At 50.6% G+C, this 25,700-nt stretch carries 25 protein-coding genes; 22 read left to right on the forward strand and 3 right to left on the reverse strand.

Annotation, left to right across the window (positions count from 1 at the left end; genetic code table 11):
- The first annotated feature begins 1 nt into the window (after nucleotide 1).
- The 20 genes from B9Z44_RS08590 to rfbC all read left to right on the forward strand — a co-directional run bounded on the left by B9Z44_RS08590 (nucleotide 2) and on the right by rfbC (nucleotide 21,424).
- Nucleotides 2–1,258, forward strand: coding sequence for an O-antigen translocase (locus tag B9Z44_RS08590; RefSeq protein ID WP_108402183.1), 1,257 nt, complete (start codon nucleotides 2–4; stop codon nucleotides 1,256–1,258).
- Nucleotides 1,255–2,346, forward strand: a complete 1,092-nt coding sequence (locus tag B9Z44_RS08595; RefSeq protein ID WP_108402184.1) for a glycosyltransferase — start codon at nucleotides 1,255–1,257, stop codon at nucleotides 2,344–2,346. The genes B9Z44_RS08590 and B9Z44_RS08595 overlap by 4 nt, the downstream gene beginning before the upstream one ends.
- Nucleotides 2,340–3,464, forward strand: coding sequence for an O-antigen polymerase (locus B9Z44_RS08600; protein ID WP_108402185.1), 1,125 nt, complete (start codon nucleotides 2,340–2,342; stop codon nucleotides 3,462–3,464). The genes B9Z44_RS08595 and B9Z44_RS08600 overlap by 7 nt, the downstream gene beginning before the upstream one ends.
- Nucleotides 3,427–5,361 (forward strand): asparagine synthase (glutamine-hydrolyzing), encoded by a 1,935-nt coding sequence (gene asnB, locus B9Z44_RS08605; protein WP_146180600.1) that lies wholly within the window; start codon nucleotides 3,427–3,429, stop codon nucleotides 5,359–5,361. Before B9Z44_RS08600 ends, asnB begins: the two co-directional genes overlap by 38 nt.
- A 22-nt stretch (nucleotides 5,362–5,383) precedes the next feature.
- Nucleotides 5,384–6,502: a glycosyltransferase family 4 protein gene (locus B9Z44_RS08610; protein WP_108402187.1), complete on the forward strand. Its 1,119-nt coding sequence runs from the start codon at nucleotides 5,384–5,386 to the stop codon at nucleotides 6,500–6,502.
- 64 nt (nucleotides 6,503–6,566) lie between these two features.
- Complete coding sequence (locus tag B9Z44_RS08615; RefSeq protein ID WP_281258801.1) at nucleotides 6,567–7,439, forward strand: dTDP-4-dehydrorhamnose reductase family protein; 873 nt, start codon at nucleotides 6,567–6,569, stop codon at nucleotides 7,437–7,439.
- A gap of 17 nt (nucleotides 7,440–7,456) precedes the next feature.
- Entirely contained in the window at nucleotides 7,457–8,485 is a 1,029-nt protein-coding gene (locus B9Z44_RS08620; RefSeq protein WP_108402188.1) for a polysaccharide biosynthesis protein, read from the forward strand.
- A gap of 28 nt (nucleotides 8,486–8,513) precedes the next feature.
- Nucleotides 8,514–9,644 (forward strand): non-hydrolyzing UDP-N-acetylglucosamine 2-epimerase, encoded by a 1,131-nt coding sequence (wecB, locus tag B9Z44_RS08625; protein ID WP_108402189.1) that lies wholly within the window; start codon nucleotides 8,514–8,516, stop codon nucleotides 9,642–9,644.
- On the forward strand, nucleotides 9,629–10,906 hold the full coding sequence (locus B9Z44_RS08630; RefSeq protein WP_245912790.1) for a glycosyltransferase family 4 protein: 1,278 nt from the start codon (nucleotides 9,629–9,631) through the stop codon (nucleotides 10,904–10,906). The genes wecB and B9Z44_RS08630 overlap by 16 nt, the downstream gene beginning before the upstream one ends.
- On the forward strand, nucleotides 10,903–11,847 hold the full coding sequence (locus tag B9Z44_RS08635) for a UDP-glucose 4-epimerase family protein (protein WP_108402190.1): 945 nt from the start codon (nucleotides 10,903–10,905) through the stop codon (nucleotides 11,845–11,847). Before B9Z44_RS08630 ends, B9Z44_RS08635 begins: the two co-directional genes overlap by 4 nt.
- A complete protein-coding gene (locus B9Z44_RS08640; RefSeq protein WP_108402191.1) occupies nucleotides 11,844–12,404 on the forward strand; it encodes a sugar transferase in 561 nt (186 codons plus the stop codon). The genes B9Z44_RS08635 and B9Z44_RS08640 overlap by 4 nt, the downstream gene beginning before the upstream one ends.
- A 14-nt stretch (nucleotides 12,405–12,418) precedes the next feature.
- A complete protein-coding gene (locus tag B9Z44_RS08645; protein ID WP_108402192.1) occupies nucleotides 12,419–12,997 on the forward strand; it encodes a PglD-related sugar-binding protein in 579 nt (192 codons plus the stop codon).
- 28 nt (nucleotides 12,998–13,025) lie between these two features.
- Nucleotides 13,026–14,978 carry a polysaccharide biosynthesis protein gene (locus B9Z44_RS08650; protein WP_108402193.1) on the forward strand — a complete coding sequence of 651 codons (1,953 nt, stop codon included), beginning with the start codon at nucleotides 13,026–13,028 and terminating at the stop codon, nucleotides 14,976–14,978.
- A complete protein-coding gene (locus tag B9Z44_RS08655) occupies nucleotides 14,975–16,279 on the forward strand; it encodes an O-antigen ligase family protein (RefSeq protein ID WP_108402194.1) in 1,305 nt (434 codons plus the stop codon). The genes B9Z44_RS08650 and B9Z44_RS08655 overlap by 4 nt, the downstream gene beginning before the upstream one ends.
- Before the next feature lie 15 nt (nucleotides 16,280–16,294).
- A complete protein-coding gene (gene rfbB, locus B9Z44_RS08660; protein WP_108402195.1) occupies nucleotides 16,295–17,353 on the forward strand; it encodes a dTDP-glucose 4,6-dehydratase in 1,059 nt (352 codons plus the stop codon).
- A 52-nt stretch (nucleotides 17,354–17,405) separates the two neighbouring features.
- Nucleotides 17,406–17,747 carry a helix-turn-helix domain-containing protein gene (locus B9Z44_RS08665; RefSeq protein ID WP_108402196.1) on the forward strand — a complete coding sequence of 114 codons (342 nt, stop codon included), beginning with the start codon at nucleotides 17,406–17,408 and terminating at the stop codon, nucleotides 17,745–17,747.
- A 4-nt stretch (nucleotides 17,748–17,751) separates the two neighbouring features.
- The gene (locus B9Z44_RS08670) at nucleotides 17,752–19,044 is read left to right on the forward strand and encodes a type II toxin-antitoxin system HipA family toxin (protein WP_108402197.1); all 1,293 of its coding nucleotides are present in this window, start codon (nucleotides 17,752–17,754) and stop codon (nucleotides 19,042–19,044) included.
- A complete protein-coding gene (gene rfbD / locus B9Z44_RS08675; protein WP_108402198.1) occupies nucleotides 19,041–19,937 on the forward strand; it encodes a dTDP-4-dehydrorhamnose reductase in 897 nt (298 codons plus the stop codon). The genes B9Z44_RS08670 and rfbD overlap by 4 nt, the downstream gene beginning before the upstream one ends.
- A 15-nt stretch (nucleotides 19,938–19,952) precedes the next feature.
- Entirely contained in the window at nucleotides 19,953–20,828 is an 876-nt protein-coding gene (gene rfbA, locus B9Z44_RS08680) for a glucose-1-phosphate thymidylyltransferase RfbA (RefSeq protein ID WP_108402199.1), read from the forward strand.
- Between the two features lie 5 nt (nucleotides 20,829–20,833).
- Nucleotides 20,834–21,424, forward strand: coding sequence for a dTDP-4-dehydrorhamnose 3,5-epimerase (gene rfbC / locus B9Z44_RS08685; protein WP_108402200.1), 591 nt, complete (start codon nucleotides 20,834–20,836; stop codon nucleotides 21,422–21,424).
- On the opposite strand, the gene B9Z44_RS08690 is transcribed toward rfbC, so the two are convergent.
- The gene (locus tag B9Z44_RS08690; RefSeq protein ID WP_146180601.1) at nucleotides 21,372–22,622 is read right to left on the reverse strand and encodes a hypothetical protein; all 1,251 of its coding nucleotides are present in this window, start codon (nucleotides 22,620–22,622) and stop codon (nucleotides 21,372–21,374) included. The two genes, rfbC and B9Z44_RS08690, sit on opposite strands and share 53 nt — an antisense overlap.
- Before the next feature lie 20 nt (nucleotides 22,623–22,642).
- On the reverse strand, nucleotides 22,643–23,713 hold the full coding sequence (locus B9Z44_RS08695; RefSeq protein WP_245912792.1) for a glycosyltransferase: 1,071 nt from the start codon (nucleotides 23,711–23,713) through the stop codon (nucleotides 22,643–22,645).
- Between the two features lie 122 nt (nucleotides 23,714–23,835).
- Between B9Z44_RS08695 and B9Z44_RS08700 the strand changes: the two genes are divergently transcribed.
- Both B9Z44_RS08700 and B9Z44_RS08705 read left to right on the forward strand, forming a co-directional pair.
- Nucleotides 23,836–24,306, forward strand: coding sequence for an excisionase family DNA-binding protein (locus B9Z44_RS08700; RefSeq protein WP_233246936.1), 471 nt, complete (start codon nucleotides 23,836–23,838; stop codon nucleotides 24,304–24,306).
- 12 nt (nucleotides 24,307–24,318) lie between these two features.
- Nucleotides 24,319–24,654, forward strand: coding sequence for a PIN domain-containing protein (locus B9Z44_RS08705; protein WP_108402202.1), 336 nt, complete (start codon nucleotides 24,319–24,321; stop codon nucleotides 24,652–24,654).
- A 10-nt stretch (nucleotides 24,655–24,664) separates the two neighbouring features.
- Here B9Z44_RS08705 and B9Z44_RS08710 read toward each other — a convergent pair whose 3' ends face one another.
- Nucleotides 24,665–25,699, reverse strand: a complete 1,035-nt coding sequence (locus B9Z44_RS08710) for a glycosyltransferase family 4 protein (protein ID WP_108402203.1) — start codon at nucleotides 25,697–25,699, stop codon at nucleotides 24,665–24,667.
- Nucleotide 25,700: the final 1 nt, after the last annotated feature.

Below are 25,700 nucleotides of genomic sequence, written 5' to 3' on the forward strand. Positions count from 1 at the left end.
TGTGACCCTCATCAAAACCAGCTTGCTCAACGCCATCGCGGTGGGCGTTCGGATGCTCACCTTGTTGGGCATCAATAAAATATTGGCTATTTACGTGGGGCCAGCGGGCTACGCGGCCTTAGGTCAGTTCCAAAACGCGGTGCAAATGATCAGCACCCTCGCCAGCGGCGCGATCAACACAGGAGTGACCAAATACACCGCTGAATATCACGAAGACGAGGCGCTGCAGCGCGCAGTTTGGCAGACGTCGGGAACTATCGCGCTGGCTGGTTCGGTCTTGCTTGGTGTGTTGGTCTTCGCCTTTAAGACCGAATTAGCTCAGTGGTTTTTAAACGATGAGAGCTTGGCCTCTGTGTTTGGTTGGTTTGCGGCCACGTTGGTCTTGTTTGTCTTCAATACATTGTTGTTGGCAATTATTAATGGTAAAAAAGATATTAATCGCTACGTCGTGGCTAATATTGCGGGAAGTGTGTTTTCATTGTTGGTGACCGCTGTGATGGTGGTGCAATGGGGCTTGTTGGGGGCTTTGATCGGTTTTGCTATTTACCAGTCCTTGGCGTTCTTTGTCACCTTGGCATTGTGTGTCAAGACTCCTTGGTTTCGAATTAGCTACTTATTTGGTCGTATAGATAAAGAAGTAGGCCAGAACATGGCCAAGTACGCAGCCATGGCCTTAACATCAGCCGCGACAATACCTCTGAGTCACATCCTCATTCGCAATCATTTAGCCGAGACTTTGGGCTGGCAGGCTGCTGGTTATTGGGAAGCTATGTGGCGCTTAAGTGGCGTTTACCTTTTGTTGTTGACGACGACGTTAAGCGTTTACTATTTACCTAGACTGTCTGAGCTGAAAAAAAAAGATGCAATTAAAAAAGAAATATTCGTCAGTTACATAATAATCGTGCCTGTTGCAGTATTGGGCAGTTTAAGCATGTATTTTTTACGTGACATATTACTTGAATTGCTATTTACTCGTGACTTTATTCCTGTGCGTGAATTATTCGGATGGCAAATGATTGGCGACACTATAAAAATAAGTAGTTGGATATTGTCTTATGTAGTTCTAGGTAAGGCAATGTATAAGACATTTATATTTTCAGAAATAACACATTCAATTTTATTTGTAATAACTGTACTTGTGCTCACAAGTTATTTTGGAATTGAGGGGGTAGTGATTGCTCATGCTGCAACCTATTTGTTATATTTGGGAGCAATGATTGCTGCTGTAATGTTTTACTTAAAAAAATTAAAAGAATGAAAATATTATTGTTGGGGGAATATAGTGGCCTTCATAGAAATTTAAAAGAAGGATTGATTGAGCTTGGGCACAGTCCTGTAGTGGCATCTGCCGGAGATGGCTGGAAAAATGTCCCTAGGGATATTGATTTAAGGTCATCTGGATCGGGTCTTTCTGGTAAGATCAAAAGTTTAGCAAAACCCTTTCAATCGTTGAAAAAATTGAAAGGGTTTGAGGTAGTTCAGTTAATTAATCCATTCATTTTTTATAATAGATTTATACCGAATAGAAGGTTTTACAGCGAAGTAGTTGAAGGCAACGACTCCTTTTTTTTGCTTGCTGCTGGCGATGATGCTTATTACTGGAGGGTCGCACGGGCAAAACTAAAATACGGCCCCTTTAATGATTTTCTTGAGTTTGATATAAAGGCTAAAAACTTCTTTATGTCTAGCGATCATGCGTTCAAATTTAATGAATATATTGCTAACAAAGCAAAAGGAATCATACCGATAATGTATGACTATCAGATTGGGTATGAGGGGAGAAAGAATCTCCGGCCTGCTATACCTATCCCAATAAATTTATCGCTTGTCAACTTCAGGCCAAATATAGTAAAAAATAAATTAGTTGTTTTTCATGGACTTAATCGGTATGGATTTAAAGGTACAAAATACGTAGAAAGTGCTTTTGAATATTTAGGAAAAAAATATCCAAATGACTTGGAGTTGATAATTAAAGGTCATATGCCATTGGCTGAATATCTCACCCTAATGGAAAGAGCAAATGTTGTAATTGATCAAACTAGTTCATATTCTCTCGGTATAAGTGGAATTTATGCTCTTGCGATGGGGAAAGTCGTTATGGGAGGGGCCGAAAGGGAGTCTTTAGACTGTTTTAAAATCCAAAAATCACCAGTTATAAATATAATTCCAGACTCATATGATCTTATTCAAAAGATTGAAGCATTATTGGAGCGTAGATCGGATATAGAGTTTCTTGGGGAAGAATCGCGAAAATATTGCGAAGATCACCACTCTCATTTAAAAGTCGCGCAAAAGTATGTTGAGCAATGGCGCGCTAAAGATTTAATAGGTTTTGATAAATGCTAAGCATTTTTAGAAATGCCGACAAGCCATACTTTTGGCTTATAGGTATATTAATGCCGACTGTGCCGCTTGTAATTTTATTTAGCGCTAATTTTGAATACTTTTTAACAATAATATCTTTTTTTTCATTTGAGATATTTTTGTGTGTATTTTTACTATCTGGGCCACGAGTGGCCTATTGCGATGTAGATGCTGAGAGTCTCGTCGGGCTTGTGAAATTTTTACTTTTTTTGATTTCGCCAGTTGTAATATATCCTATTTATGAATTAATTATTGGAGTTTCCCATTCTGGAGCCTCTGCATATTTACTCGAATCAAGGGTTAAAATGCTGGAGGGGCAGGGGAGCCAGTTTGGATATTTTGTATTTTTTTTGCTGAAGATTGCATCAATACTCGTGTTAATTTTGACTTATTTTGAAAATAAGTTAAGTATTTATTCGAAGTTTTCGATTTGTATAGTTGTAATTGCTCAATTAAGTGAGGGGGGGCGTTCATTTGCATTCTTTATACTGCTCTCAGTTTTTTTTATTCAAATGTGCAAAAAAGGTTTCCCTGTTATAAAGTTATTTTTTTTTAGTATAGTTACTATTGTGTTGTTTAGTATGTCGATGCCTGTCTTTAGGTTGGACGTCCCCTTGACATTTGGTACATTTTCGACGGGGCTGCTTTGGTTTTTTGGTTATTCTATAGCGGGGTTTCTTTCGTTTGAACATATATACAATAACGACATTCAATTATATTGGCGGTCATTTGAAGCTCTAATTTCATCGATGGGTTCTGATGCTTGGCATGAATATATTATTGATCCCTATGTTGTGATTCCAGGGGATATGGAAATCAACACCTTTTCAGCATATGGATTGTACTTTAATTATTTTGGATACGGAATTTTAATATTTTTAATTGCCAAAACCTTGGTGGTAGCGTTTTTCTACAGGATGCAATTGAGTAACCCTGTATTTCAGTTAATTTACATCCTCTTGCTCGCATCTTATCCGATGATTGGATTGACAGATTATTTTGTGGATAATTTATATTTATCCTTGCAACTTTTAATTATGTATAAGTTGCTACGTTTGGTGCTTGTTTTCAGGTCAATGTTTTTTAAGACTAAATTATAGTATACATCTGCAGCAAGCTGGAGGAGTTGGAAATATGTGTGGAATAGCTGGTACAGTTGGAATTGAGTATTCGACAGCTGCTTTCAAGTTGGCTTCGAGTTTTATGGATGTTCGTGGGCCTGATGGTGAAGGCCTCTGGCGTGAAGGTGGCGTCGTGTTACTGCATAGACGTTTATCAATTATTGACTTGTCTGAGTTTGCTGCGCAGCCTATGCAATCATCTTGCGGCCGATATATAGTTGTTTTTAATGGTGAAATTTTTAATTATAAAGAACTTAGAAAAGGTATTGAGGGGGATTACCCGTTTAATTCGAATTCGGATACTGAGGTCGTTCTTGCATATTTTGCAAAATTTGGACCGAAAGCGTTAGATAGTTTTCGCGGCATGTTTTCTCTGGCAATCTGGGATAAATACAAGGCTGAACTTTTTATTGCACGAGATCGATTGGGTGTTAAGCCGCTGTATTATGCGTCCATTGACAAGGGGTTTGCATTTGCTTCACGACCGCAAGCATTGTGCGCATTAGTTCCGGGGCTTAATAGAGGCATTGATAAACAAGCTTTAAGATATTTTATGGAGGCTGGATATGTTCCCGCACCTTATTCAATATTTAAAGGAGTTAAAAAGCTTGAGCCAGGATGCTACCTGACCGTAACAAGTCAAGGCATTAGTCAGACGAAATATTGGTCTATTGATAGTGTCGATACTGATAAATCAATAGTTGGTGTTAACGAAGATTCTTTACTCGAGGAGCTTGATTCGCTTATCAATGATTCTGTGAGATTACGTATGGTGAGTGATGTCCCCCTAGGTGCATTTCTATCTGGCGGTATTGATAGTACAGTAGTGGCTGCATATATGATGAAGCATAGCTCAGAGCCGGTCAGGACGTTCACTATTGGATTCCAAGATCAGGCGTTTGATGAGAGTAGCTATGCAGCATCCGTTGCGGCTCATCTGGGTACTGCACATACATGTGAAATGCTTGCAGTTGACGATCTTCTTAAATTAATGCCTACGTTCATCAAGCAATATGATGAGCCATTCTTTGATTACTCTGCATTTCCTGTAATGGCCGTTTCTCGACTTGCAAAACGATCTGTTGCAGTGAGTTTGTCTGGTGATGGCGGGGATGAGGCTTTTGGGGGTTACCACTATTATCGAATGATGGCTGGTTTGCAACAGGTACATCGCCTGCCTGCGGCGCTGCGAAATTTTGTTGGTTCAATACTAAAACACGCGCCTGCGCAGCGAGTGCGTTGGCTTGCTAGGGTTCTCGAAAGCGACAATCCGGCACCGGCATATGCCTTTATGCGAGGCGTAATCAAAGATGCAACTCATATTATGAAACCCTCTCTTTTGACTTCAACGAAGTCATTGAGTCAGCTTTTTGCAGAGCGAGCTGCTCTTTTCCCTGTCGGATTATCCTACGCAGAGATAGGTATGCGACTCGATATGGCTTACACATTGCCGGATGACTATCTGCAAAAAGTGGACGTCGGATCAATGGCTTTTTCTCTCGAGGCCCGAGATCCTCTGCTCGACCATACGATCATTGAATGGGCTGCCAAATTACCTCTTGAATGGAAGTTGCGTGGCGGTATAAATAAGTACTTGCTGCGTAAACTCGCATATCGACATGTGCCGCGTGAAATACTAGATCGACCAAAAATGGGTTTTGGTGTGCCTATGGCCCAGTGGTTAAGGGGCGGTTTGCGTCTTTGGGGAGAGTCTTTATTAAAAGACGATCAAGCATTCGATGCCTTGGAGCTTGATGCTCAGGCAGTTAGGACGTTATGGAATGCGCACCAAGCAAATCAATTGCAGGCCCACACGGCCCTTTGGAGTGTTTTGGTAATGCTCCAATTCTATCGTTCTCAGTTTCAATCGGAATGATCTACTGCAAAGAAATTTCTAAATGAAAATTGTCATAAATGCGTTGTCTGCACGCCTTGGCGGTGGACAGACCTATTTAAAGAACCTATTGGCCCATCTGCCTGAGTATCCAGACTTAAGTATTCTGATTTATGCGCCGGATTCATTATGCCTACCTGATAGCCACCAAATTCGACGTGGTAGTACGAATTGGCCGACTGATAATCCAATATTACGTACTTTATGGGAGAAATTCGTCTTGCCGCGTATCCTCGTTAAAGAGAACGCACAAATTTTGTTTTGCCCTGGTGGAATAATCACATCGTGTGTCCCCTCTGGCTGCAAGACAGTAACGATGTTTCGCAACATGATTCCGTTCGATCCAGTCGCTCTCGCACGAGTTCCACTAGGTCTGCAGAAACTTCGCAATGTCATTCTGAAGCAGATCATGCTGCGCAGTATGGCAACCGCAGATCTGACTATCTTTATATCCGACTATGCGCGGAGCATAATTAAAGACTTAACGCACATACGTAATCCTGTAACAATCCCTCACGGCATTAATAATATATTCCGAACGCATTCACAAAAATTGTTGCGACCAAGTTGGTTGCCAATCGGCGAGTATTTGCTTTACGTATCCCGTTTCGATGTATACAAACATCAATTAGAGGTTGTAGAGGGTTTTGCTGCCATGCCGCAGGTACTATCCAGCGGCTATAAGCTTCTGTTGGTTGGTGAGTTGGATGAGGTTTTGGTACGTCGAGTCAAAGATTTAGCGCGACAGAAAGGGCTTGAAGATCAAATACTGGTTGTTGGGCCAATCGACTATGGCGATTTACCTGCAGCATATCACCATGCTAAAGTAAATCTGTTTGCATCTTCATGCGAGAACTGCCCTAATATATTGCTAGAGGCATTGGGTGCCGGGAGACCCGTCTTGTCGTCAGATGTGATGCCAATGCCCGAGTTTGGGGCTAATGCGGTGAGTTATTTTTCGCCCACTGATCCTAAAAGTATTTGTGAAGCCTTGATTCAGGTATTAGAGAACGAGAATATTAGCAAGGCGCTCGCCAGAGCTGCCGCGCGGCGCAGTGAGGAATTCGACTGGATAAGCACTTCGCGGGCGACTTGGGGGGAAATCATTGGACTAGTTAAATAATGGATATTCATGATGCTGAGTAGTATCAATCAATTTTTTTTAGGTTTTGAAATAGGAAGTTAAAGTGACGATCAGCAAGCCTATACGGTTATTAGTTTTGGGTGCTACCGGAATGCTGGGTAATGCCGTGCTACGGCTGTTCACTCAAAGCAAAGGGTATCAGGTTTTCGGGTCTGTCCGATCATCTGCTGTACGGCAATTGCTTCCGATTGACTTACATCCGAATATCTTTACGGGCGTCGATGTAGAAAATATTGATAGTCTGACGCATTTATTTGCCGTCGTACATCCGGATGTTGTCATCAACTGTGTCGGACTGGTCAAACAGTTGGCAGAGGCAGATGACCCATTAGCGGCTATTCCCATAAATGCACTACTGCCTCATCGGTTGGCACGACTATGTGAGGTAGCTGGAGCACGTTTGGTACACATGAGCACAGACTGTGTTTTCTCTGGAGCCAAGGGAAATTATGTTGAGTCAGATTTACCCGATGCCTACGACCTTTATGGCCGAAGCAAGTTGCTGGGCGAGGTTGACTATCCAAATGCCATCACACTGCGCACATCCATCATTGGGCATGAGTTAGCAGGAAACCGCAGTTTGATCGATTGGTTTTTGTCGCAAACCGGTGCGGTGCAAGGCTATAAAAATGCTATTTTCTCGGGCCTGCCAACAGTTGAGATTGCACGGATCATTCACGACCATTTGCTTCCTAATCCAGATCTGCATGGTCTATATCACGTCTCAGCGGAGCCTATTAATAAATTCGATTTGCTTTCATTGGTCTCAAAAGAGTACGGCAAAGAAATTGCAATCCACCCAAAAGATGACTTTAAGATTGATCGGTCATTGAACTCAGACCGATTCAGATTAGCTACTGGTTTTCAACCAGAGCCTTGGCCTGAACTGATCTATCGCATGCATCAATTCAAATAAATAAACGGAAACCAGATATGTTTGCAAACAAGACACTGCTGATCACCGGAGGTACTGGTTCTTTTGGTAATGCAGTACTCAGAAGATTTTTGGATTCTGATCTGCATGAAATTCGCATCCTAAGTCGCGATGAAAAGAAACAAGACGACATGCGAAAAAAGTTCAACAATGTTAAGTTGAAGTTTTACATTGGTGATGTCAGAGACTATCAATCTGTTTTGAACGCTGTTCGCGGTGTTGATTTCATCTACCATGCGGCTGCTTTGAAGCAAGTACCATCGTGCGAATTTCACCCCATGGAGGCGGTGAAAACCAATGTGCTTGGTACAGAAAATGTACTGGAGGCTGCGATCAATTGCGGCGTTCAGCGCGTGGTTTGCTTGAGTACAGACAAGGCGGTCTATCCCATCAATGCGATGGGCATCAGTAAGGCGATGATGGAGAAGGTGATCGTCGCCAAATCGCGTTCTTCGACCAGTACCGTTATTTGCACCACGCGCTATGGCAACGTCATGGCCTCGCGTGGTTCAGTGATTCCCCTGTTCACTAACCAAATCCGCACAGGTCAATCCATCACGATCACAGATCCCAACATGACACGGTTCATGATGACTTTGGATGATGCTGTAGATCTGGTTTTGTACGCCTTCAAAAACGGAAGTCCTGGTGAAATTTTTGTACAAAAAGCACCGGCAGCAACCATCGAAGTTCTTGCCAAAGCCTTAACAGGTTTGTTGGGTGTGCCAGAGCATCCCATCAATGTCATTGGTACCCGCCATGGTGAGAAGTTGTACGAAGCTCTTTTGAGCCGTGAAGAAATGGTCGCTGCCGAGGACTTAGGTGGTTATTATCGCGTTCCGCCTGATTTGCGTGATTTGAACTATGGCAAATTTGTGGAGCAAGGTGAAGTAAAAATTTCAGAGGCCACGGATTACAACTCGCACAACACCATACGACTCGATGTGGATGGTATGCGCGAATTACTGATGAAGTTGCGTTTCATTCAAGCGCTGGTCAAAGGCGAGAACATTGAGCCTGAAGAATAAATCAACCTAAAGAATTTTGAATACTGCAATGAAAAAACTCAAAGTAATGACCGTTGTAGGTACTCGACCGGAGATCATTCGCCTATCCAGGGTTATGGCTAAGCTAGATCAGTATTGTGAGCATGTGATCGTGCATACGGGCCAAAACTATGATTACGAGTTAAATCAGATTTTTTTCGAAGATTTAAGCATCAGAAACCCTGATCACTTCCTCAATGCCGCAGGTGCAACAGCAGCAGAGACCATTGGCAACGTGATTGCAAATATTGACCAGTTCCTGGTCTCTGAAAAGCCTGATGCTTTACTGGTTCTGGGTGACACCAATAGTTGTTTGGCTGTGATACCTGCTAAACGGCGGAAGATCCCGATTTTCCATATGGAAGCTGGTAATCGTTGCTTCGATATGCGGGTGCCAGAAGAAACCAATCGACGCATCGTTGACCATACGTCGGATGTCAATCTTACATACAGCGATATTGCTCGCGAATGCCTTCTGCGGGAGGGATTGCCTTCTGACCTGGTCATTAAGACTGGCAGTCCTATGGCTGAGGTGCTTGAGCATTACGGGGACAGCATAGATCGCTCGATGGCTTTAGAAAATCTGGGGCTAGAGGCGGGCAAATATTTTGTGGTCAGCTCTCACCGCGAGGAGAATGTTGATTCAGATGTCAGTTTTTCGCGGCTTGTGCATGTGCTTAATACAGTAGCTTCTCATTATCAATTGCCCGTTATTGTTTCAACGCATCCTCGCACGCTAAAGCGTGTTCAGGCGATGGGCGTGACATTTCATGAAAACGTCCGTTTGATGAAGCCCTTGGGCTTTTCGGATTACGTGAGCTTGCAGCGCTCGGCCAAAGCCGTATTGTCCGACAGTGGCACCATCAGTGAGGAGTCTTCTATTATGAACTTCCCGGCGTTGAATCTGCGTGAAACACAGGAGCGACATGAGGCTTTTGAGGAAGCTTCGGTAATGATGGTCGGCCTGGATGTTGATCGAGTCATGCAGGGCCTGGCCATTCTTGAAAATCAGCCTCGCGGCACATCTCGGTTGCTGCGACAAGTGGCCGACTACAGCATGCCGAATGTGAGCGACAAGGTGGTGCGCATCATTCACAGCTATACCGACTATGTGAACCGTGTTGTGTGGAAGAAGTATTGATGGGAGTGCCGATACGTCTTCTTGTTGTAACCCAATACTTTTGGCCGGAAAATTTTCGAATTAATGACTTGGTCGGTGAATTAGTTCAACGTGGATATCAAGTGACTGTGATAACTGGTGTGCCTAATTATCCCGATGGGCAAGTTTTCCCTGCATTCTTGTCGGATTCAAGGCATTTTGATCATTACGAAGGCGCGAAAGTTTACCGCGTGCCAATGTTGCCAAGAGGAAAAGGCGGCTTGCGCTTGTTGCTGAACTACATTTCGTTCGCTCTAAGTGCATCAACAGTTGGCATTTGGAAGCTGCGTGGTCAGCAGTACGATGCGATCTTTGCCTATGAACCATCACCCATTACAGTCGGCTTGCCTGCAGTGGCAACGCGGTTTGTTAAGAGCGCACCATTACTATTCTGGGTTCAGGATTTATGGCCAGAAACTCTAAAGGCCGTAGGGGTCGTCAAGTCACCAATGCTTTTATCGGCAGTGGGTAAATTAGTTGCGTTTATTTACAAGCGCTGTGATGTCATCCTCGCGCAGTCTAAAAGCTTTATTCCGCAGATCTTGAAATATGCACCTACAAATAAACGTGTACTTTATTTCCCGAATTGGTCAGATAAAGTGCTTACTTCTGACGAGCTGATCCCAGCACCTGAGGTGCCCTCAGACCCTAGTTGCTTCAGTGTGATGTTTGCGGGGAATATCGGCGATGCACAGGATTTTCCCGCCATTCTTGCTGCTGCCGAGACCCTTAAGGGACATGCAGTCCGTTGGCTGATCGTTGGCGATGGCCGGATGGCCAGTTGGGTTGCAGAAGAAATCAAGAAGCGTGGGTTGCAGGACCAAGTTTTGATGCTGGGTCGGTTTCCCTCTGAACGCATGTCTTCTTTTTTTAAACATGCAGATGCCTTGCTGGTGAGTTTGAAAGATGAACCCATATTTGCAATGACGATACCAAGCAAGCTCCAGACCTATTTTTCGGCTGGTATTCCTGTGCTTGCCATGCTGAATGGTGAGGGGGCTCATGTCGTTCGTGAATCCGGTTCCGGTATCACTTGTCGGGCTGGCGATCATGAAGGTTTGGCCAAAGCAGTGCTGCAGTTGTCACAAACCACACCTCAAGAGCGACAAGAAATGGGTCGCAAAGGCCGTGAACTGAGTGAGCGTGAGTTTGCTCGGGACACGTTGATCAGCTGTCTTGAGGGCTTGATTGGCGGTTTGTGCAATGGTGCCGCAAAGTCAACTGACCAACGGAGTAAGTCTTGATACTGGTCACCGGTAGCTCTGGCTTTGTCGGGTCGGCACTTATCAAGCGGCTTTTGAATGATGGCCTGGAGGTTAGGGCCAGCGCGAGAAGCTGTCTGTCTGCTGAACATAAGGGTGCTCAATACCACCAGATTGACGACTTAACCTCCACAACCGACTGGACTGTGGCCTTGAACAGGGTGCAAGCAGTTGTGCATTGCGCAGCCCGTGTCCATGTGATGCAGGACGACTCGACGGACCCGTTGCAGGTGTATCGTGAGGTAAACGTGCATGGCACGCTCAACCTAGCCCGCCAGGCGGCCGAGGCAGGGGTCTGCCGATTTGTGTTCGTCAGTTCTATCAAAGTGAATGGCGAGGCCACTCAGCTTGGCCAACCCTTCACTGCAGATGATGTACCTTCGCCTTTGGACCCCTATGGAGTGTCTAAGCAGGAGGCCGAGCAGGGTTTGCGGGTGATTGAAGCGCAAACAGGCATGCGTGTGGTGATCGTTCGCCCCCCTCTGGTCTACGGCCTAGGAGTGAAAGCCAATTTTGCGTCCATGATGCGTTGGGTGTCGCGAGGTATTCCCTTGCCTTTGGGGTGCATCCATAACGCCCGCAGCATGGTGGCGCTGGGCAATCTAGTTGACTTGTTGGTGACTTGCTTGAAGCATCCGGCGGCTGCCGGACAAACCTTTTTGGTATCAGACGGGGAAGATGTGTCTACCACCGAACTGTTGCGTCGCACGGCACGGGCGATGGGCAAGAGGGCTTTGTTTCTGCCTGTCCCTGCTTCTTGGCTTGAGGTGGTTGCATCCTTGCTGGGTAAGCGGGCGATGGCTCAACGGCTTTGTGGTTCGTTGCAAGTCAACATAGACAAGACACGCAGCATGCTGGGCTGGGTACCACCCCTGACGCTGGACCAAGGTTTAAAGAAAGCTGTTGAGGGTTTAAAACGGTGAAACGGTTATTCGATTTTATTTTAGGTTTGGTAGCTGCCGCATTGTTGTTAGTGCCTGTGGTGGTGGTCGCGATATTAGTGCGTTTGACATCTGCCGGGCCAGCTTTGTATTGGTCTGACCGAGTGGGTCGCAATAATGAAATTTTCAAAATGCCCAAGTTCCGCAGCATGCGAGTGGGGACGCCAGCAGTCGCCACGCACTTACTGGTCGACCCTAAAGCACACCTGACGCCGATTGGATCTTTTTTGCGTAAGAGCAGCCTAGACGAATTGCCTCAACTGTGGAGCATTTTGGTAGGCGACATGAGTTTTGTTGGGCCTCGTCCAGCATTGTTTAACCAAGATGATTTGATCGCTTTGCGTACAGAGCAAGGCGTGCACAAGCTTGTGCCAGGTTTGACGGGATGGGCGCAAGTGAATGGGCGTGATGAGTTGCCTATTCCTCAAAAGGTAGCGCTGGATGCTGAATATATAGAAAAGCAGAGTCTCTGGTTTGACATTTCAATTTTGTGGCTGACCTTTGTGAAGGTGGTTCGGCGCGATGGTGTGTCGCATTGACAAATGCTTTGCCGATGTTAGGTAAGCCACGCTTGTTGATTGTTGGCGCGGGAGGGCACGGCCGATCTGTCGCCGAAGCAGTCTTAATGGCGGACCAGTTCAGTTTGGTTGGATTTGCCGATGATGGGGCATTTGCCCGTGGTGATGCTGTGTGGGGTTTGCCTGTTTTGGGGCCTGCCACTGCATTTGCTAGCTACACGGATCAAGCTACGCATGCATTGGTGGCCATTGGCAACAACGTAATTCGACAAAAATTATTTGCACAGTTGCAGACGGCAGGGTTTGTGATCGCGAGTGTTATTCACCCCCGTGCTATGGTGTCGCCCCGTGCGCAATTGGGCGTTGGCGTGGCAGTGATGGCGGGTGCTATTGTGGGCACGGAGGCAATATTGGGCCAAGGGGCAATCGTCAATTGCGGTGCCGTGGTTGACCACCATACGCAAGTGCATGACTTTGGCCATTTGGGCGTCAATGCCTGCATGGCAGGGGGTAGTGTTTTGGGTGCTTTGGCTTGGATGCAAGCTGGCTCGGCCATTGGTTATGGTGTGCAGGTGGCTGCAGGCAGTGTGCTAAAGCCCGGTGAGTCACTGTGAAGCATGCTGTTTGCATTGACGGTTTCAAATGAAAACTGATTATTTGACTAACCTCCTGTTAATGCTGCCACGCCCTGTTAAGCGGGCGTTGGCCTTGGGCGCGGATGCATTTATTTGCGCCATCACAGTTTGGATGGCGTTTAACTTGCGTTTAGAGGCATGGACGTCTTGGTCACATGCGCACTTCATTGCCTTTGTAGGGGCGGTTGCTTTTGCTTTGCCCGTGTTTATTGTGTTTGGTCTTTACCGCGCCATCTTCCGCTATGCGGGCTTGCCAGCTTTGACGACGGTGCTAAAAGCTGTGGCGCTTCATGCCGTGCTTTATTGCTTTGCATTTGCTGTGATCGGCGTGCCTGGGGTGCCGCGCACTGTGGGCGTTTTGCAGCCATTGTTGTTGTTGCTTGGCATCACGCTGTCGCGTGCGTTTGTGCGTTATTGGTTGGGTGGCATTTATTTGGGCATCGTTCATCGCGAGCGTTTGCCGCGAGTGTTGATTTATGGCGCAGGCTCGGCAGGGCGGCAATTGGCGGCGGCCCTCAAAACCAGCCCCGAGCTGGTGGTGGTGGGCTTGCTAGATGACGATGACCGCTTGCATGGACAGGTGCTGAATGGTCTAAAAATCTACGACCCAGCAGCAATCGCGGCCTTGGTGGCCAAGCTGCGTGTCACGCAGGTGTTTTTGGCGCTACCGTCCGCATCACGTGGGCGGCGTAACGAAATATTAGAACTTGTGCGCTCGGCCCATGTGCAGGTGCGGACCTTGCCTGGTGTGCTGGAGCTGGCCCAGGGTAAGGTGCAGGTGTCTGACCTGAAAGAGCTAGACATTGAAGACTTACTGGGCCGCAACCCCGTGCCTCCCAACCAGCTGATGCTGGCCAAGAACATCACGGGAAAGGTGGTGATGGTGACGGGGGCCGGTGGCTCGATTGGCTCAGAGTTATGTCGGCAAATTTTGAAGGCTAGGCCTGCAGTGCTACTGCTGGTTGAGCTGACTGAGTTTGCGCTTTATGCCGTAGAGCATGAGCTGCAAAGCTTGGTTTCAGACGCGTGCATGGGCGATGTTCGATTGTTGCCATTGCTGGCCAATGTGCGTGATGCATCGCGCATGGAGGAAATATTGCGAACATGGAAGCCGCATACGGTGTACCACGCAGCAGCCTACAAGCATGTGCCACTGGTCGAGCACAACCCCGCAGAGGGCATAAAGAATAATGTGCTGGGTACCTTAAATACAGCGCAGTTGGCAGCCACGCACGGGGTGCGTGACTTTGTGCTGATCAGCACCGACAAAGCGGTGCGCCCCACCAATGTGATGGGCACCAGCAAGCGACTGGCCGAAATGGTGTTGCAGGCTCAGGCTTTGGCCATGTCCGAGGTCGGTGGCAAAACGTGTTTTAGCATGGTGAGGTTTGGCAACGTGTTGGGCTCATCGGGCTCGGTGGTGCCACTGTTTCGCAAGCAAATCAAAGACGGTGGCCCAATTACTCTGACGGACGAGCGTATTACCCGCTATTTCATGACCATCCCAGAGGCTGCGCAGCTAGTGATTCAGGCTGGTGCGATGGCCAGCGGTGGCGATGTGTTTGTGTTGGACATGGGCGAGCCCGTCAAAATTATTGACCTTGCAAAGCGCATGGTCGAGTTGTCGGGTTTGACGGTAAGAGATGATGCCAACCTAAATGGCGACATAGAAATACAAGTGACAGGTTTGCGCCCCGGCGAAAAGCTGTATGAAGAGCTGTTGATTGGCGACAACCCGCTGCCCACTAGCCACGCCCGCATCATGAAAGCGCATGAAGACTTTTTACCTTGGGGCGAACTGCAAAGCAAGTTGGCAGCCTTGGGCCTAGCGCTAGACGCCAACGATGTACCGCTGATTCGCACCTTGCTTAAAGGCCTCGTGCCTGGCTACCAGCCCGAGGGCGATGTGGTGGACTGGGTACATTTGGCAAACAACCCAACCAACACCACATCACCATGACGCACACAGTAGCAGCCACAGCAATGCCTCAAACACCGCGCCATGCGCAAATAGCGATGGGTATGGTTTGTTTATTGGGTATGGCCGTATTCACCTCGGTGGCTTTTACCAATATTGCGGTGTTGGGGCTGGTGTTGTTGGCCCCTTTTGCTTGGCGTGATTTTTTGAAAACAAAGCAAGTGATAGAGCCCGATGCCAAGCTGTTTTTGGGCTTGGTGTTGGTCCTGTGCGTGTGGGATGTGTGCACCAATGTGTTGGCGGGTTTTGGTTTGGGTGCTGCGCTGAAAGAGTTGCTGCATGACTTGCGCACACTTGGGTTTGTATTGGTGCTGTGGGCGGTGTTTGTTAACCCACGCGTGGCGCGTGTGGCGTTTTGGGCATTTGCTGGCAGTGTGTTGGTGTTGGGTAGCTTGAACTTGCTGCTCACGCTAACGGGCTATGTGGCGCAAGGTGAATATTTCACAACAGGGCACATGCGTATGTCGCACATGTCGCATATGTATGGGCAGGCGCTGGTGGGCTTGGTGTTTGTGCTGGCTCAAATGTGGCTGGTGCGCCCGCAGTTGGCGTGGCGTGTGGCTGTGCCCTTGGTTTTGCTGGTGGCTTCTTTGTTCTTGGCCAGCGAGCGCCGCACAGGTTGGCTGCTTTTGGCTGCAGGCTTTGGGGTTTGGGGGCTGTTAAATGCCAAGCGTTTGTTTGTGGGTAAATACAAATGGTTGCTGTTGCTGGCCGTGGCGGGTGTCATTGGTGTAGTGGCCACGTCGGATGTGGTGCACCGACGCATGGCCTTGGCTGTCGTTGAGTTTGGCCAATATCTAGCCATGACCCCGCAAGAGCGATCGGCTGCAGTGTTTGGTGCTGTTTCGTTGCGCATGCAGTATGCCGCCACTGCGTGGGAAGCAATTAAGGCCAGCAATTGGTGGATTGGTGTGGGCAGTATTGCTTTTCCGCAGGCTTATCAGGCGGCCGCCACAGCGCTAGAGGTAACGCCGCAGTCTTGGGCTACTTATAACTGGGGTAATCCACATAACGAGTACCTGTATATGCTGGCCACCAAAGGCGTGGTGGGCTTGGCTTTGTATTTGGCCATCTTCGCCCAAGCCTGCCGTGTGGCATGGGGCAAAACAGACGAGGTGCAACGCATTGGGCTGGTGATGTTTGTGTTTTTGTTCATGCTCAGCATCACCACCAACTCCATGATGATTGATATGGAGGAGGGGCATTTCACCCTGTTGATTTTGTTGGTCTTTTTGGCTCCTAAGTCGCTTGGATTGGCCAAGCCACCAACACAAACTCTTTAAATTAGGAAATAGCAAATGACCATTCTTGTCACAGGCTGCGCCGGTTTTATTGGCAGTAATTTTGTTCACACATGGTTGTCGTCGTCAATTGAGCCCGTGGTGAACCTAGACAAGCTCACCTACGCAGGCAACTTAGACAACTTAAAAGGCCTAGAAGGCGATAAGCGTCATGTGTTTGTGCAGGGCGATATTGGCGACCGTGCCTTGGTGTCCAAGCTGTTGGCTGAGCACAAGCCACGGGCGGTATTGAACTTTGCCGCAGAAAGCCATGTGGACCGATCTATCCATGGCCCTGGTGACTTTATTGAAACCAATGTGGTGGGCACGTTCAATTTGCTAGAAAGCGTGCGCGCTTATTGGCAAGAATTACCCGAAGCTGAAAAGGCAGCTTTCCGCTTTTTGCATGTGTCGACCGACGAGGTGTATGGCACTTTGCTGCCTACCGACCCGCCGTTTGCCGAGACCAAAACCTACGAGCCCAACAGCCCGTACTCAGCCAGCAAGGCTGCCAGCGACCACCTGGTGCGCGCATGGCACCACACCTATGGCTTGCCAGTGCTGACCACCAATTGCAGCAACAACTATGGGCCGTATCACTTTCCAGAAAAGCTCATTCCATTAGTGTTGCTCAACGCCTTGGCTGGCAAGTCCCTGCCCATCTATGGCGATGGCCAGCAAGTGCGCGATTGGTTGTATGTGCAAGACCACTGCCGCGCCATTGCCCGCGTGTTAGAAGCAGGCAAAGTAGGCGAGACCTACAACATTGGCGGCTGGAACGAAAAGCCCAACCTTGAAGTGGTCAACACCTTGTGCGCCGTGCTGGACGAGCTAAAGCCCCGTGCAGATGGCAAGCACTATGCCGAGCAAATTACCTACGTCAAAGACCGCCCCGGCCACGACCGGCGCTACGCCATTGACGCCCGCAAGATTGAACGCGAGCTGGGCTGGAAGCCCCAAGAAACGTTTGAGACGGGCATTCGCAAAACGGTGCAGTGGTATTTGGCCAACCAAGCATGGGTAGAGGGGGTAACGAGCGGGGCGTATCGCCAGTGGGTGGGTAAGCAATACGGTTAATGAATGATCGTTAAATCAATCTTTATGTAATTTAAGGTATGATTTAACGATCATGAAAATCACTCAGGCCGAAGTTTTATCGCCAGCTCAGTCACTGCAAGCGCAGCAAATAGGCGGCGCTTTGGTGCGTTTGCGTGCAGCGCGGGGTGTGAAGCAGGCAGATGCAGCACTCCGTGCAGGTATTTCGCGTAATACGGCGTATAGGCTTGAGCACGGCGACCCTGGGCTAGCCATGGGGCAGGTGTTGCGCTATTTGGATGCGATCGCACCAGGGGTTACGTTGCTGCAGTTGTTACTTGAGTCTGATCCTTCTTTGGCAGTTCTTGCGCAAAAAGAGCAAACGCAGCGGGTGCGTGGCATGAGTGCCGCAGATATTGACGCGCTTAATTTCTAAGAGCATGGCAGCCAAAGATGCACAGCTCATGGCCTTCGCCCACTTGGGCGGGGAATGGGCGCCTTGTGGGCAGCTGACGCTGACAGAAGAGGGGCCTCGGTTGTTGGCTTCTAGCTTTGCCTACGGATTGAATTACCTGAAGCGCCCGCAAGCGCTAGAGGTTGATCCTGTGGCTTTGGGGGTTGCAGACAAAGCAGCCGTCACGGCCAAGCGCTTGTTGCCTGTGGCTGGGCTTTCGTTTTTTGGCGGTGTTCGTGATGCTGCACCTGACGCTTGGGGGCGCCGCGTGATAGAGGCCAAACTCAAGGTCCCCGCCAATAGCTTGCCCGAGTCGCAGTATTTGTTGCATGCGGGTAGTGATCGTGTGGGGGCATTGGATATACGCAGCCACATCCATGATGCGCCTGTGACGGGGGCCAGTGCCTGGCACACCTTGGAACACTTGATCGAGGCGGCGGGGCGAATTGATGAAGGCTTACCGGTTCCAACCCATCTAGAAGCGATTTTTCAAGGGGGATCTGCCTTAGGCGGTGCCCGCCCTAAAGCTTCAATTCGGGACGAGCAAGGTGTTTTGTGGTTGGCAAAATTTGCTAGCAGCAGCGACACCATGGACGTGCCGTCCATCGAAGCTGCGACGTTGTTGTTGGCCAAAGAAGCTGGGCAACGTGTGCCACCGGTGCGCCTGCAAGTGCTTGGAGATCGGCGCACCATGTTGATTGAACGGTTTGACAGATATTGGTCAGAAGCCCAGGTGGAGTGCCGCATGGGTTTTGTCAGTGGCCTCACTTTGCTGGGCTGCGATGAGGCCGAGTCGCCTAATAAGTCGTATGCCGACTTGGCGGACGCCATAAGGCGCTACTGCCACCCCAGCGTGATTCGCCGTGACAACGAAGAGTTGTTCAGGCGCATGGTGTTCAACATCTTGGTGACCAACGATGACGACCATTTGCGCAACCATGGTTTTGTGTGGGATCCGCGCTTAGGTGGTTGGGCGCTGAGCCCTTTGTACGATGTGATGCCAAGGGCTGCAGTGGCTACCGAGCGTTATTTACATTTGGGTGTTGGGCCACAAGGGCGTCTGGCGGATTTAGACAACGCGCTTGCAGCACATGCCAAGTTCACGTTGTCGCAGTCGAAAGCTTGCGACATCATGTCGCAAGTGTGGGGTGTGGTGCGTGAATGGCGAGTGTATTTTGAGCGGTACGGCGTGCCCGAACAACAGATGGACAAAGTTGCAACAGCTTTCAGGCACATCGACCATGTGTCGTCAGCCAAGCTTCGCAAGTTACTTTTATGAAAATACTTCTTCTAGGCAAAAACGGCCAAGTGGGTTGGGAGCTGCAACGCAGCTTGGCCCCCTTGGGCGAGGTGTTGGCGCTAGACCGCCATAGCACCCACTATTGCGGTGATTTATCTAAACCCGAAGAACTGGCGCAAACGGTGCTGGCCTACAAGCCAGACTTCATCGTCAATGCCGCCGCGCATACGGCGGTAGACAAAGCCGAGTCAGAGCCCGAGCTGGCAAAGCTTTTAAATACGGATGCCCCTGCAGCCTTGGCCAAAGCTGCCGCGCAAGTGGGTGCATGGCTGGTGCATTACTCCACCGACTATGTGTTTGATGGCAGTGGCACACATGCTAGGCAAGAGGGCGAGGGCACAGGCCCGCTAAGCGTGTATGGCCAAACCAAACTAGATGGTGAAAAAGCCATTGCGGCCAGTGGCTGCAAGTATTTGATTTTCCGCACCAGTTGGGTGTATGCCGCACGCGGCGGCAACTTTGCTAAAACCATGCTGCGCTTGGCGCAAGAGCGCGACAAGCTGACGGTCATCAACGACCAGCATGGCGCACCCACAGGCGCAGACCTGATTGCAGACGTGACGGCACACGCCATGCGCAGGGTGTTGAATACACAAAACACCGCATTGGGCGGTGTGTACCATTTGGTCGCATCTGGCGAAACAACTTGGCACGGCTATGCCAGCCACGTCATCAGGCAAGCCAAGTGCATCAAGCCCGATTTGCCAATCAAGGTGGCTGAAGTGGCCGCCGTGCCCACATCGGCATTTCCCACGCCAGCCACGCGCCCGCTTAATTCACGCTTATGTACCGCTAAGCTACAGCAGGCCTTTGGCCTGGTGCTGCCACCATGGCAGCAGGGCGTGGACCGTATGTTGACTGAAATACTTTAAACAAGAAGCACAGATATGACTAAACAACGCAAAGGCATCATCCTCGCCGGAGGCTCAGGCACGCGCTTGTACCCTGTCACACAAGCGGTCAGCAAACAGCTGATGCCCGTGTACGACAAGCCCATGATTTACTACCCGCTCACTACGTTGATGCTGAGCGGAATTCGTGAGGTGTTGGTCATCTCCACCCCGCAGGACACGCCGCGTTTTGCCGAGCTGCTGGGTGATGGCAGCCAGTGGGGCATGCACATTGAATATGCGGTGCAGCCTAGCCCCGATGGTTTGGCGCAGGCTTTCATCATTGGCAAAGACTTTGTGGCAGACCACCCTAGTGCTTTGGTGTTGGGCGACAACATCTTCTATGGCCATGACTTGGTCAAGCAGTTGCACAATGCCGATGCCCGCACCAGCGGAGCCAGTGTGTTTGCCTACCATGTGCACGACCCCGAGCGTTATGGCGTGGTGGAGTTTGATGCCCAGTTTCGTGCGCTGAGCATTGAAGAAAAGCCAGCCAAGCCTAAAAGTAACTACGCTGTCACGGGCCTGTATTTCTACGACGAACAGGTGTGCGACATTGCTGCAGCCGTCAAACCGTCGCACCGCGGCGAGCTAGAAATTACCGATGTGAACAAGCGCTATTTAGAGCTGGGCCAGTTGAATGTAGAAATCATGGGCCGTGGTTATGCGTGGCTAGACACGGGCACACATGACAGCTTGTTAGAAGCAGCTAGCTTCATTGGTACGCTGCAAAAACGCCAAGGTTTGATGGTGGCGTGCCCTGAGGAAATCGCCTATGGCTTGAAGTGGATTGACGCAACTGCCTTGCAAAAGCTGGCTGCACCTTTGGCCAAAAACGGTTACGGTCAATACCTGCTAAACCTGTTGAAGTAACCGTCATGCCTTACCAAGTAACGACCACGCCCATTGACGGCGTGCTGGAGCTAGAGCCCAAAGTGTTTGGGGATGCACGTGGCTTCTTTTTTGAAAGCTTCAATGCGCGCGACTTTGAGCAAGCCACGGGGTTGAAAGAAACCTTCGTGCAGGACAACCATAGCAAATCGGCTAAAGGTGTGTTGCGCGGCTTGCACTATCAAAGTCAACACGCACAGGGCAAGCTGGTGCGCGTGACGCAAGGTGCGGTGTTTGATGTGGTGGTCGATATTCGCAAAGGCTCGCCCACTTTTGGCCAATGGTTTGGGCAAGAAATCTCTGCTGAGAATAAAAAACAAATGTGGATACCTGCAGGGTTGGCGCACGGGTTTTTGGTGACCAGTGAAAGTGCCGAGTTTTTGTACAAAACCACCGATTACTACCACCCCGAGTTTGAGCGCAGTTTGTTGTGGAATGACCCCGCCATTGGCATCGAGTGGCCGCTGCACATGTTGGATGCGCCGCCTTTGTTGGCGGCTAAGGATGTGGCTGCGTTGACTTTCGCTAGCGCAACCGCGCCATCCACACCGTCAACCCCAGCAGCCCCAAACTGCTGACGCACGCAAACGCAGCCATGTGCTGCGCCGCATCCATGTGCTGTGCCAAACCCATGGGGGCCAATAAAACCAAGGCTTGCAATACCCCCAGTGCCATGCACGCCCATGAATACGCGCGTGCCGCGTGTGTTTGAAAAGGCCTGTGGCTAAACGCCGCAGACAAGCACGCACTGCCTTGCCACAGCACCAGCGGCGCAATGTAGGCCCACACGCCGTGCCAGCGCGGATCTAACCACTCTTGGTACAGCGCCACGGCGCACGACAAGCCCAACACAATGACACAGGCGAATGCGCCCAGGCCTAACCACCACGGGGTGCCGCTGGCCGTGTGAGGGCTGTTTGGGCGGTGGCCCTGCGCCAAAGCCACTTGCGCCCAAGCCATGTGCACCACCGCAGGTAAGAAGCCCAGCACGCGCAGCAGGGCGCTCATCCAGCCCGTTTCTTCAGCGCCATACAAACGTTGCCACACCACGATGATGGCGGTGGCTAACAGGGCGTCGACCAAGGTGTGCGCCATGCGCAGCGTGGCGCTGCGCGGGTCTGATTGCTGGGCGTTGGTGGCTTGCGTAACGTCGGGTGTTGAGGTTGCAGCGTCAGCGGATGGGGTGCTATCAACATGCACGTCCCGCACATCACGAGCGCGCAAGGCAGGCACCAGCCATGCAGCACCCAAGGCATAGCCCAGCAGCGCAGACAGCACCAAGGTTGGCCCACCCCACCCCACGGATGCGCCCAACAGCGCCGCCGTGAGCGCGGTAGTCGCCGCTGTTAGCGGTGGCAGCACACGCACCGCCGCTTGCTGCCAAGCCGACCCCATGCGCAGAGTGAGGCTTTGCGCCAACATCCAACCCATTTGGCAAAACGCCAGCAGCAGTGCCCACAGCAAGGCGGGCCACATGGCGAGCTGGCTAAACCACACGGCCAATGCCGCCACCGGCAGCAAGCCCAAGCCACGCAAAGCACTGGCGCGCCAAGCGTGTTGGGCCGCGATGTGCGCGGGCAAATGTTGGTTGGCCAGCATGCCCAATGGCGATTGGGCCAAAGCGAGGGTCATCCAAAAAAAGCCGATCTGGCTGATGACCGAAAACTCACCCACTTCTTGCGGTGTGAACAAGCGCAGCATGAGCAGCGCAAACGCCACTTGCGTAGCAAACGCCACGGCGCTGGACAGCGCCACCACGCGGCTGGTGCTGCTCATGTTCAAGCGCTTGAACCCGCTCAACGGGAACCACCCAGTACGCCTGTTGCGTTTATTGGCCACGAGGGTTTGGGCGCTTCGGGCACGATGTGCAAATGCTTCCAAATGGCCAGCTTGCCCAACAGCTTGTGCCAGGCGAGCTCACGCACATCGGGCACCACATATGGGTAGGCGTCTAGCGCTTCGCCAAAGCTGTGTTGCCAGCTGTTGGGGTCGTCGCGTAGCAAGTGCAGGTTGCCTTGGTAGTGCGCCGCAAAGTAGCGCACCCAGGCGTAGTCGTTGCTCACCACGGGCAGGCCTACGGCGCAGTACTCCAGCAGTTTGGTGGAGGTTTGTTGGTTGTAGGGCTCGATGTTGCTAACCAGGTTCAAGCCAAAGCGTGCACGGCGCAATTGGTGCGGCACATCGGCATGCGGCACACGGCCTGTGCAGGTCACGCTGGCGGGTAGCTGTGCGCGCAGCGCATCGGGCACATCGCCTACAAGTAGCAAAGTGCGGCCAGCATCGTGAATGCTTTGTAGCAGTGGCACAAAGGGCAGCAAGCGGTTCATCTCACCCAAGTAGACCAAGTCAAATTCGTTGGGCGGTGTGCGTGCGGGGGCATCCAAAAAAGCCTGCGCCACGCCCATGTCGCGCAGGGCGTAGGGCACGCCGTCGTCAAAGCCCATGCGCTCACGCACCCAGCCGTTTTGGAACAAACGGTAGTCAGGCTTGGGTTGTGTCCAGTGTTTGACAAAGTCTTTCAGCCAAGCGTAGGGCGGGGCTGAGGTGGAGGCGTATTCGTGGATGTGGAATGCGTTTTTCAAGCGACGCGCCTCAGCACTGGGCACGCGCCCACACATCCACCACACCACCTGCGCGTTGAGCGGCACAGTGGCCCCCGTGTCGTGCACCAAAGCTTGGTGGCCGTGCGAGGTGATGAAGTCGACGTACGCATCAATCTCGGGCAGGTAGGCTGGGCCGCTGCGCACGAAGTGGATGCAGATGGTGGGTTTGGTAGTAGGCGAGGTTGCCTTGTGAATAACGGCATTTTGGAAAAATGCTTCGGTTAATTCGGGCGCGTCATCAGGGGCGATCCATGTGTCGGTCATAAAAGTATTTGGCGATCGCTTATTTCACTTGTTGCATTTATTGCACTTATGAGTTTACAGTAGTGGCGAACCTACGCAAATTATGAAACACAGTTAAACAGCCATCACTACAAGAGAGCACCATGAGTACAACCATTGACAGGGACAGGCTTGTCCCACCCCCACTCAACGATCGCGAAACAGAAATGGTAAGGATCGCAGAACGAATGATTATGGCTTGTCTAGACCACTCACGCGCGGCCACCATCACGATAGAGAGTGATGACGGTTCGAGTCCAAGTGTCCAAGTTCCTCCGCAAGTTTTGCGAGTTCTGGGCCAAACGTTAGGACTGATGGCCCGTCACCAACCCATCATGCTTGTGCCAGAAAAGCAGGAATTGAGCACGGTTGAGGCTGCCAATTATTTGAATGTTTCGCGGCCATTTCTTATCAAAGAAATCGAAGCGGGACGACTGGTGCATCGCATGGTTGGCACGCATCGCCGTGTCAAGTTTTCAGACTTGATGGATTACGCGAAAGCCATGCGCGAGAAACAGCAAGAGGCTCTTGACAAGAAGGCTGCAAACGCACGCGAATTAGGTCTTGAATATTGATAAGTAGCAACTATGGCCGGAAACAACCGTTACACCGCATTGTTAGATGCAAACGTTCTTTACTCGGTTGCCATTTCCGATGCCTTGATGGAAGTCGCTGCTACTGGCATATATGCGGCAAAGTGGTCTAGGCAGGTTGACGAAGAGTGGGTAAGAAATCTTGCTAAAAATAAAGGCAGACCTGAAATCGACTTCCATACAAGACGCGACTTAATGCATGACGTATGCCCAGATTGGGAAGTTCCAGAAGAAGCTTGGATGCTCATTGAGCCAAGCCTTCAGCTGCCAGATGTGAACGATCGGCATGTTTTAGCAGCGGCCATTGCTGGACATGCAGACTCTATCTAGTTTTAGATTTCTATCGGTGCATTTGGGTGCGAAGCAACTCTTGCCAATTGCCAACAAACCCATCGATATGATGCCGCGCCACGATGCGGGCCATGTCGTCGCGTACTTGTTGTTGGGGCAGGCTCAGCACGGTCATCACAGCCTCAGCCAACGATACGGGTGCGTCGCCTCGGGCTAGTAAATAGGGTGCATCCAGGTCGTACAGCTCGCGCATGGCGGGGATGGGTAGTGACACGCAGGGCACACCGCAGGCGAGTGACTCTAGCGCCGTCATGGGGCAGCCCTCGTAGCGGGAGGTGAGTAGCGTCATTTGCCACGGCTTGTACAGGCTCGCGCCGCTGGGGTGTTTGCCCAAGAAGTGCACACGGCCTTGGTACATCAAGTCCATACCGTCGTGAATCATCTTGCGGTGCATGGGGCCTTCGCCCACGATGCCCAGCTGCGCTTCTTCGGGCAAATAGCGCAGGGTGTCTAGCAGCAGGTGTGGGCGTTTTTCGGCGGACAAGCGGCCTACGTAGCCCAGTAGCAAGGGCGGGATGCCCTCGCCGCCATGGCCTGCGTGCACATGGATGGCTTGGCCTTCGGGCATGGGTGCAATGCCGTTGGGTACCACGGTGCAGCGTTGTTGTTTACCCAGCTTGATGAAGCTGAGTAGCGAGTTTTGGGTGGTGCGCGACACGCACACAAACTGGTTGACTTGTTTGTAGAGCAGCTTGAGCCAAAGTTTTTTGACAGCGGAGGCGCTGGCTTCGTGCAGCACATCCATCAACGGGCCATGCACCCAACTGACCAACGGTTTGCCGGTGATGGCTTTCAGCGCAGCGCCGCAATACGTGGGGCCAAAGTTGTGCGTGGCGACGATGACATCGTGTTGCTTGGCGGCGCTCACCAGCGTGGGCCACTGCGTTTGCTGCCACGGCAGCGCGGTGATTTGCCAGCCTTGCGCGCGGAGCGCATCTGCCAAGGTGCGCGTCATGGTGTGCACGCCGCCCCAGGTGGGCTCTTCTAGCAACAAGATGCGGCGTGCGTGAGAGGCGGTGGTCATG

The organism is Limnohabitans curvus, assembly GCF_003063475.1.
Taxonomy (GTDB): Bacteria; Pseudomonadota; Gammaproteobacteria; order Burkholderiales; family Burkholderiaceae_C; genus Limnohabitans; species Limnohabitans curvus.

Excerpts from the sequence above, each read along its gene's own strand:
- B9Z44_RS08700 (WP_233246936.1), top strand. The coding sequence starts at position 23,836 with ATGAGTACAACCATTGACAGGGACAGGCTTGTCCCACCCCCACTCAAC.
- B9Z44_RS08670 (WP_108402197.1), top strand. The coding sequence starts at position 17,752 with ATGGCAGCCAAAGATGCACAGCTCATGGCCTTCGCCCACTTGGGCGGG.
- B9Z44_RS08620 (WP_108402188.1), top strand. The coding sequence starts at position 7,457 with ATGTTTGCAAACAAGACACTGCTGATCACCGGAGGTACTGGTTCTTTT.
- B9Z44_RS08710 (WP_108402203.1), bottom strand. The coding sequence starts at position 25,699 with ATGACCACCGCCTCTCACGCACGCCGCATCTTGTTGCTAGAAGAGCCC.
- B9Z44_RS08655 (WP_108402194.1), top strand. The coding sequence starts at position 14,975 with ATGACGCACACAGTAGCAGCCACAGCAATGCCTCAAACACCGCGCCAT.
- B9Z44_RS08600 (WP_108402185.1), top strand. The coding sequence starts at position 2,340 with ATGCTAAGCATTTTTAGAAATGCCGACAAGCCATACTTTTGGCTTATA.
- B9Z44_RS08650 (WP_108402193.1), top strand. The coding sequence starts at position 13,026 with ATGAAAACTGATTATTTGACTAACCTCCTGTTAATGCTGCCACGCCCT.
- B9Z44_RS08705 (WP_108402202.1), top strand. The coding sequence starts at position 24,319 with ATGGCCGGAAACAACCGTTACACCGCATTGTTAGATGCAAACGTTCTT.
- rfbB (WP_108402195.1), top strand. The coding sequence starts at position 16,295 with ATGACCATTCTTGTCACAGGCTGCGCCGGTTTTATTGGCAGTAATTTT.
- rfbA (WP_108402199.1), top strand. The coding sequence starts at position 19,953 with ATGACTAAACAACGCAAAGGCATCATCCTCGCCGGAGGCTCAGGCACG.
- wecB (WP_108402189.1), top strand. The coding sequence starts at position 8,514 with ATGAAAAAACTCAAAGTAATGACCGTTGTAGGTACTCGACCGGAGATC.
- rfbD (WP_108402198.1), top strand. The coding sequence starts at position 19,041 with ATGAAAATACTTCTTCTAGGCAAAAACGGCCAAGTGGGTTGGGAGCTG.
- B9Z44_RS08645 (WP_108402192.1), top strand. The coding sequence starts at position 12,419 with ATGTTAGGTAAGCCACGCTTGTTGATTGTTGGCGCGGGAGGGCACGGC.
- rfbC (WP_108402200.1), top strand. The coding sequence starts at position 20,834 with ATGCCTTACCAAGTAACGACCACGCCCATTGACGGCGTGCTGGAGCTA.
- B9Z44_RS08610 (WP_108402187.1), top strand. The coding sequence starts at position 5,384 with ATGAAAATTGTCATAAATGCGTTGTCTGCACGCCTTGGCGGTGGACAG.
- B9Z44_RS08690 (WP_146180601.1), bottom strand. The coding sequence starts at position 22,622 with ATGAGCAGCACCAGCCGCGTGGTGGCGCTGTCCAGCGCCGTGGCGTTT.
- B9Z44_RS08595 (WP_108402184.1), top strand. The coding sequence starts at position 1,255 with ATGAAAATATTATTGTTGGGGGAATATAGTGGCCTTCATAGAAATTTA.
- B9Z44_RS08665 (WP_108402196.1), top strand. The coding sequence starts at position 17,406 with ATGAAAATCACTCAGGCCGAAGTTTTATCGCCAGCTCAGTCACTGCAA.
- B9Z44_RS08695 (WP_245912792.1), bottom strand. The coding sequence starts at position 23,713 with ATGACCGACACATGGATCGCCCCTGATGACGCGCCCGAATTAACCGAA.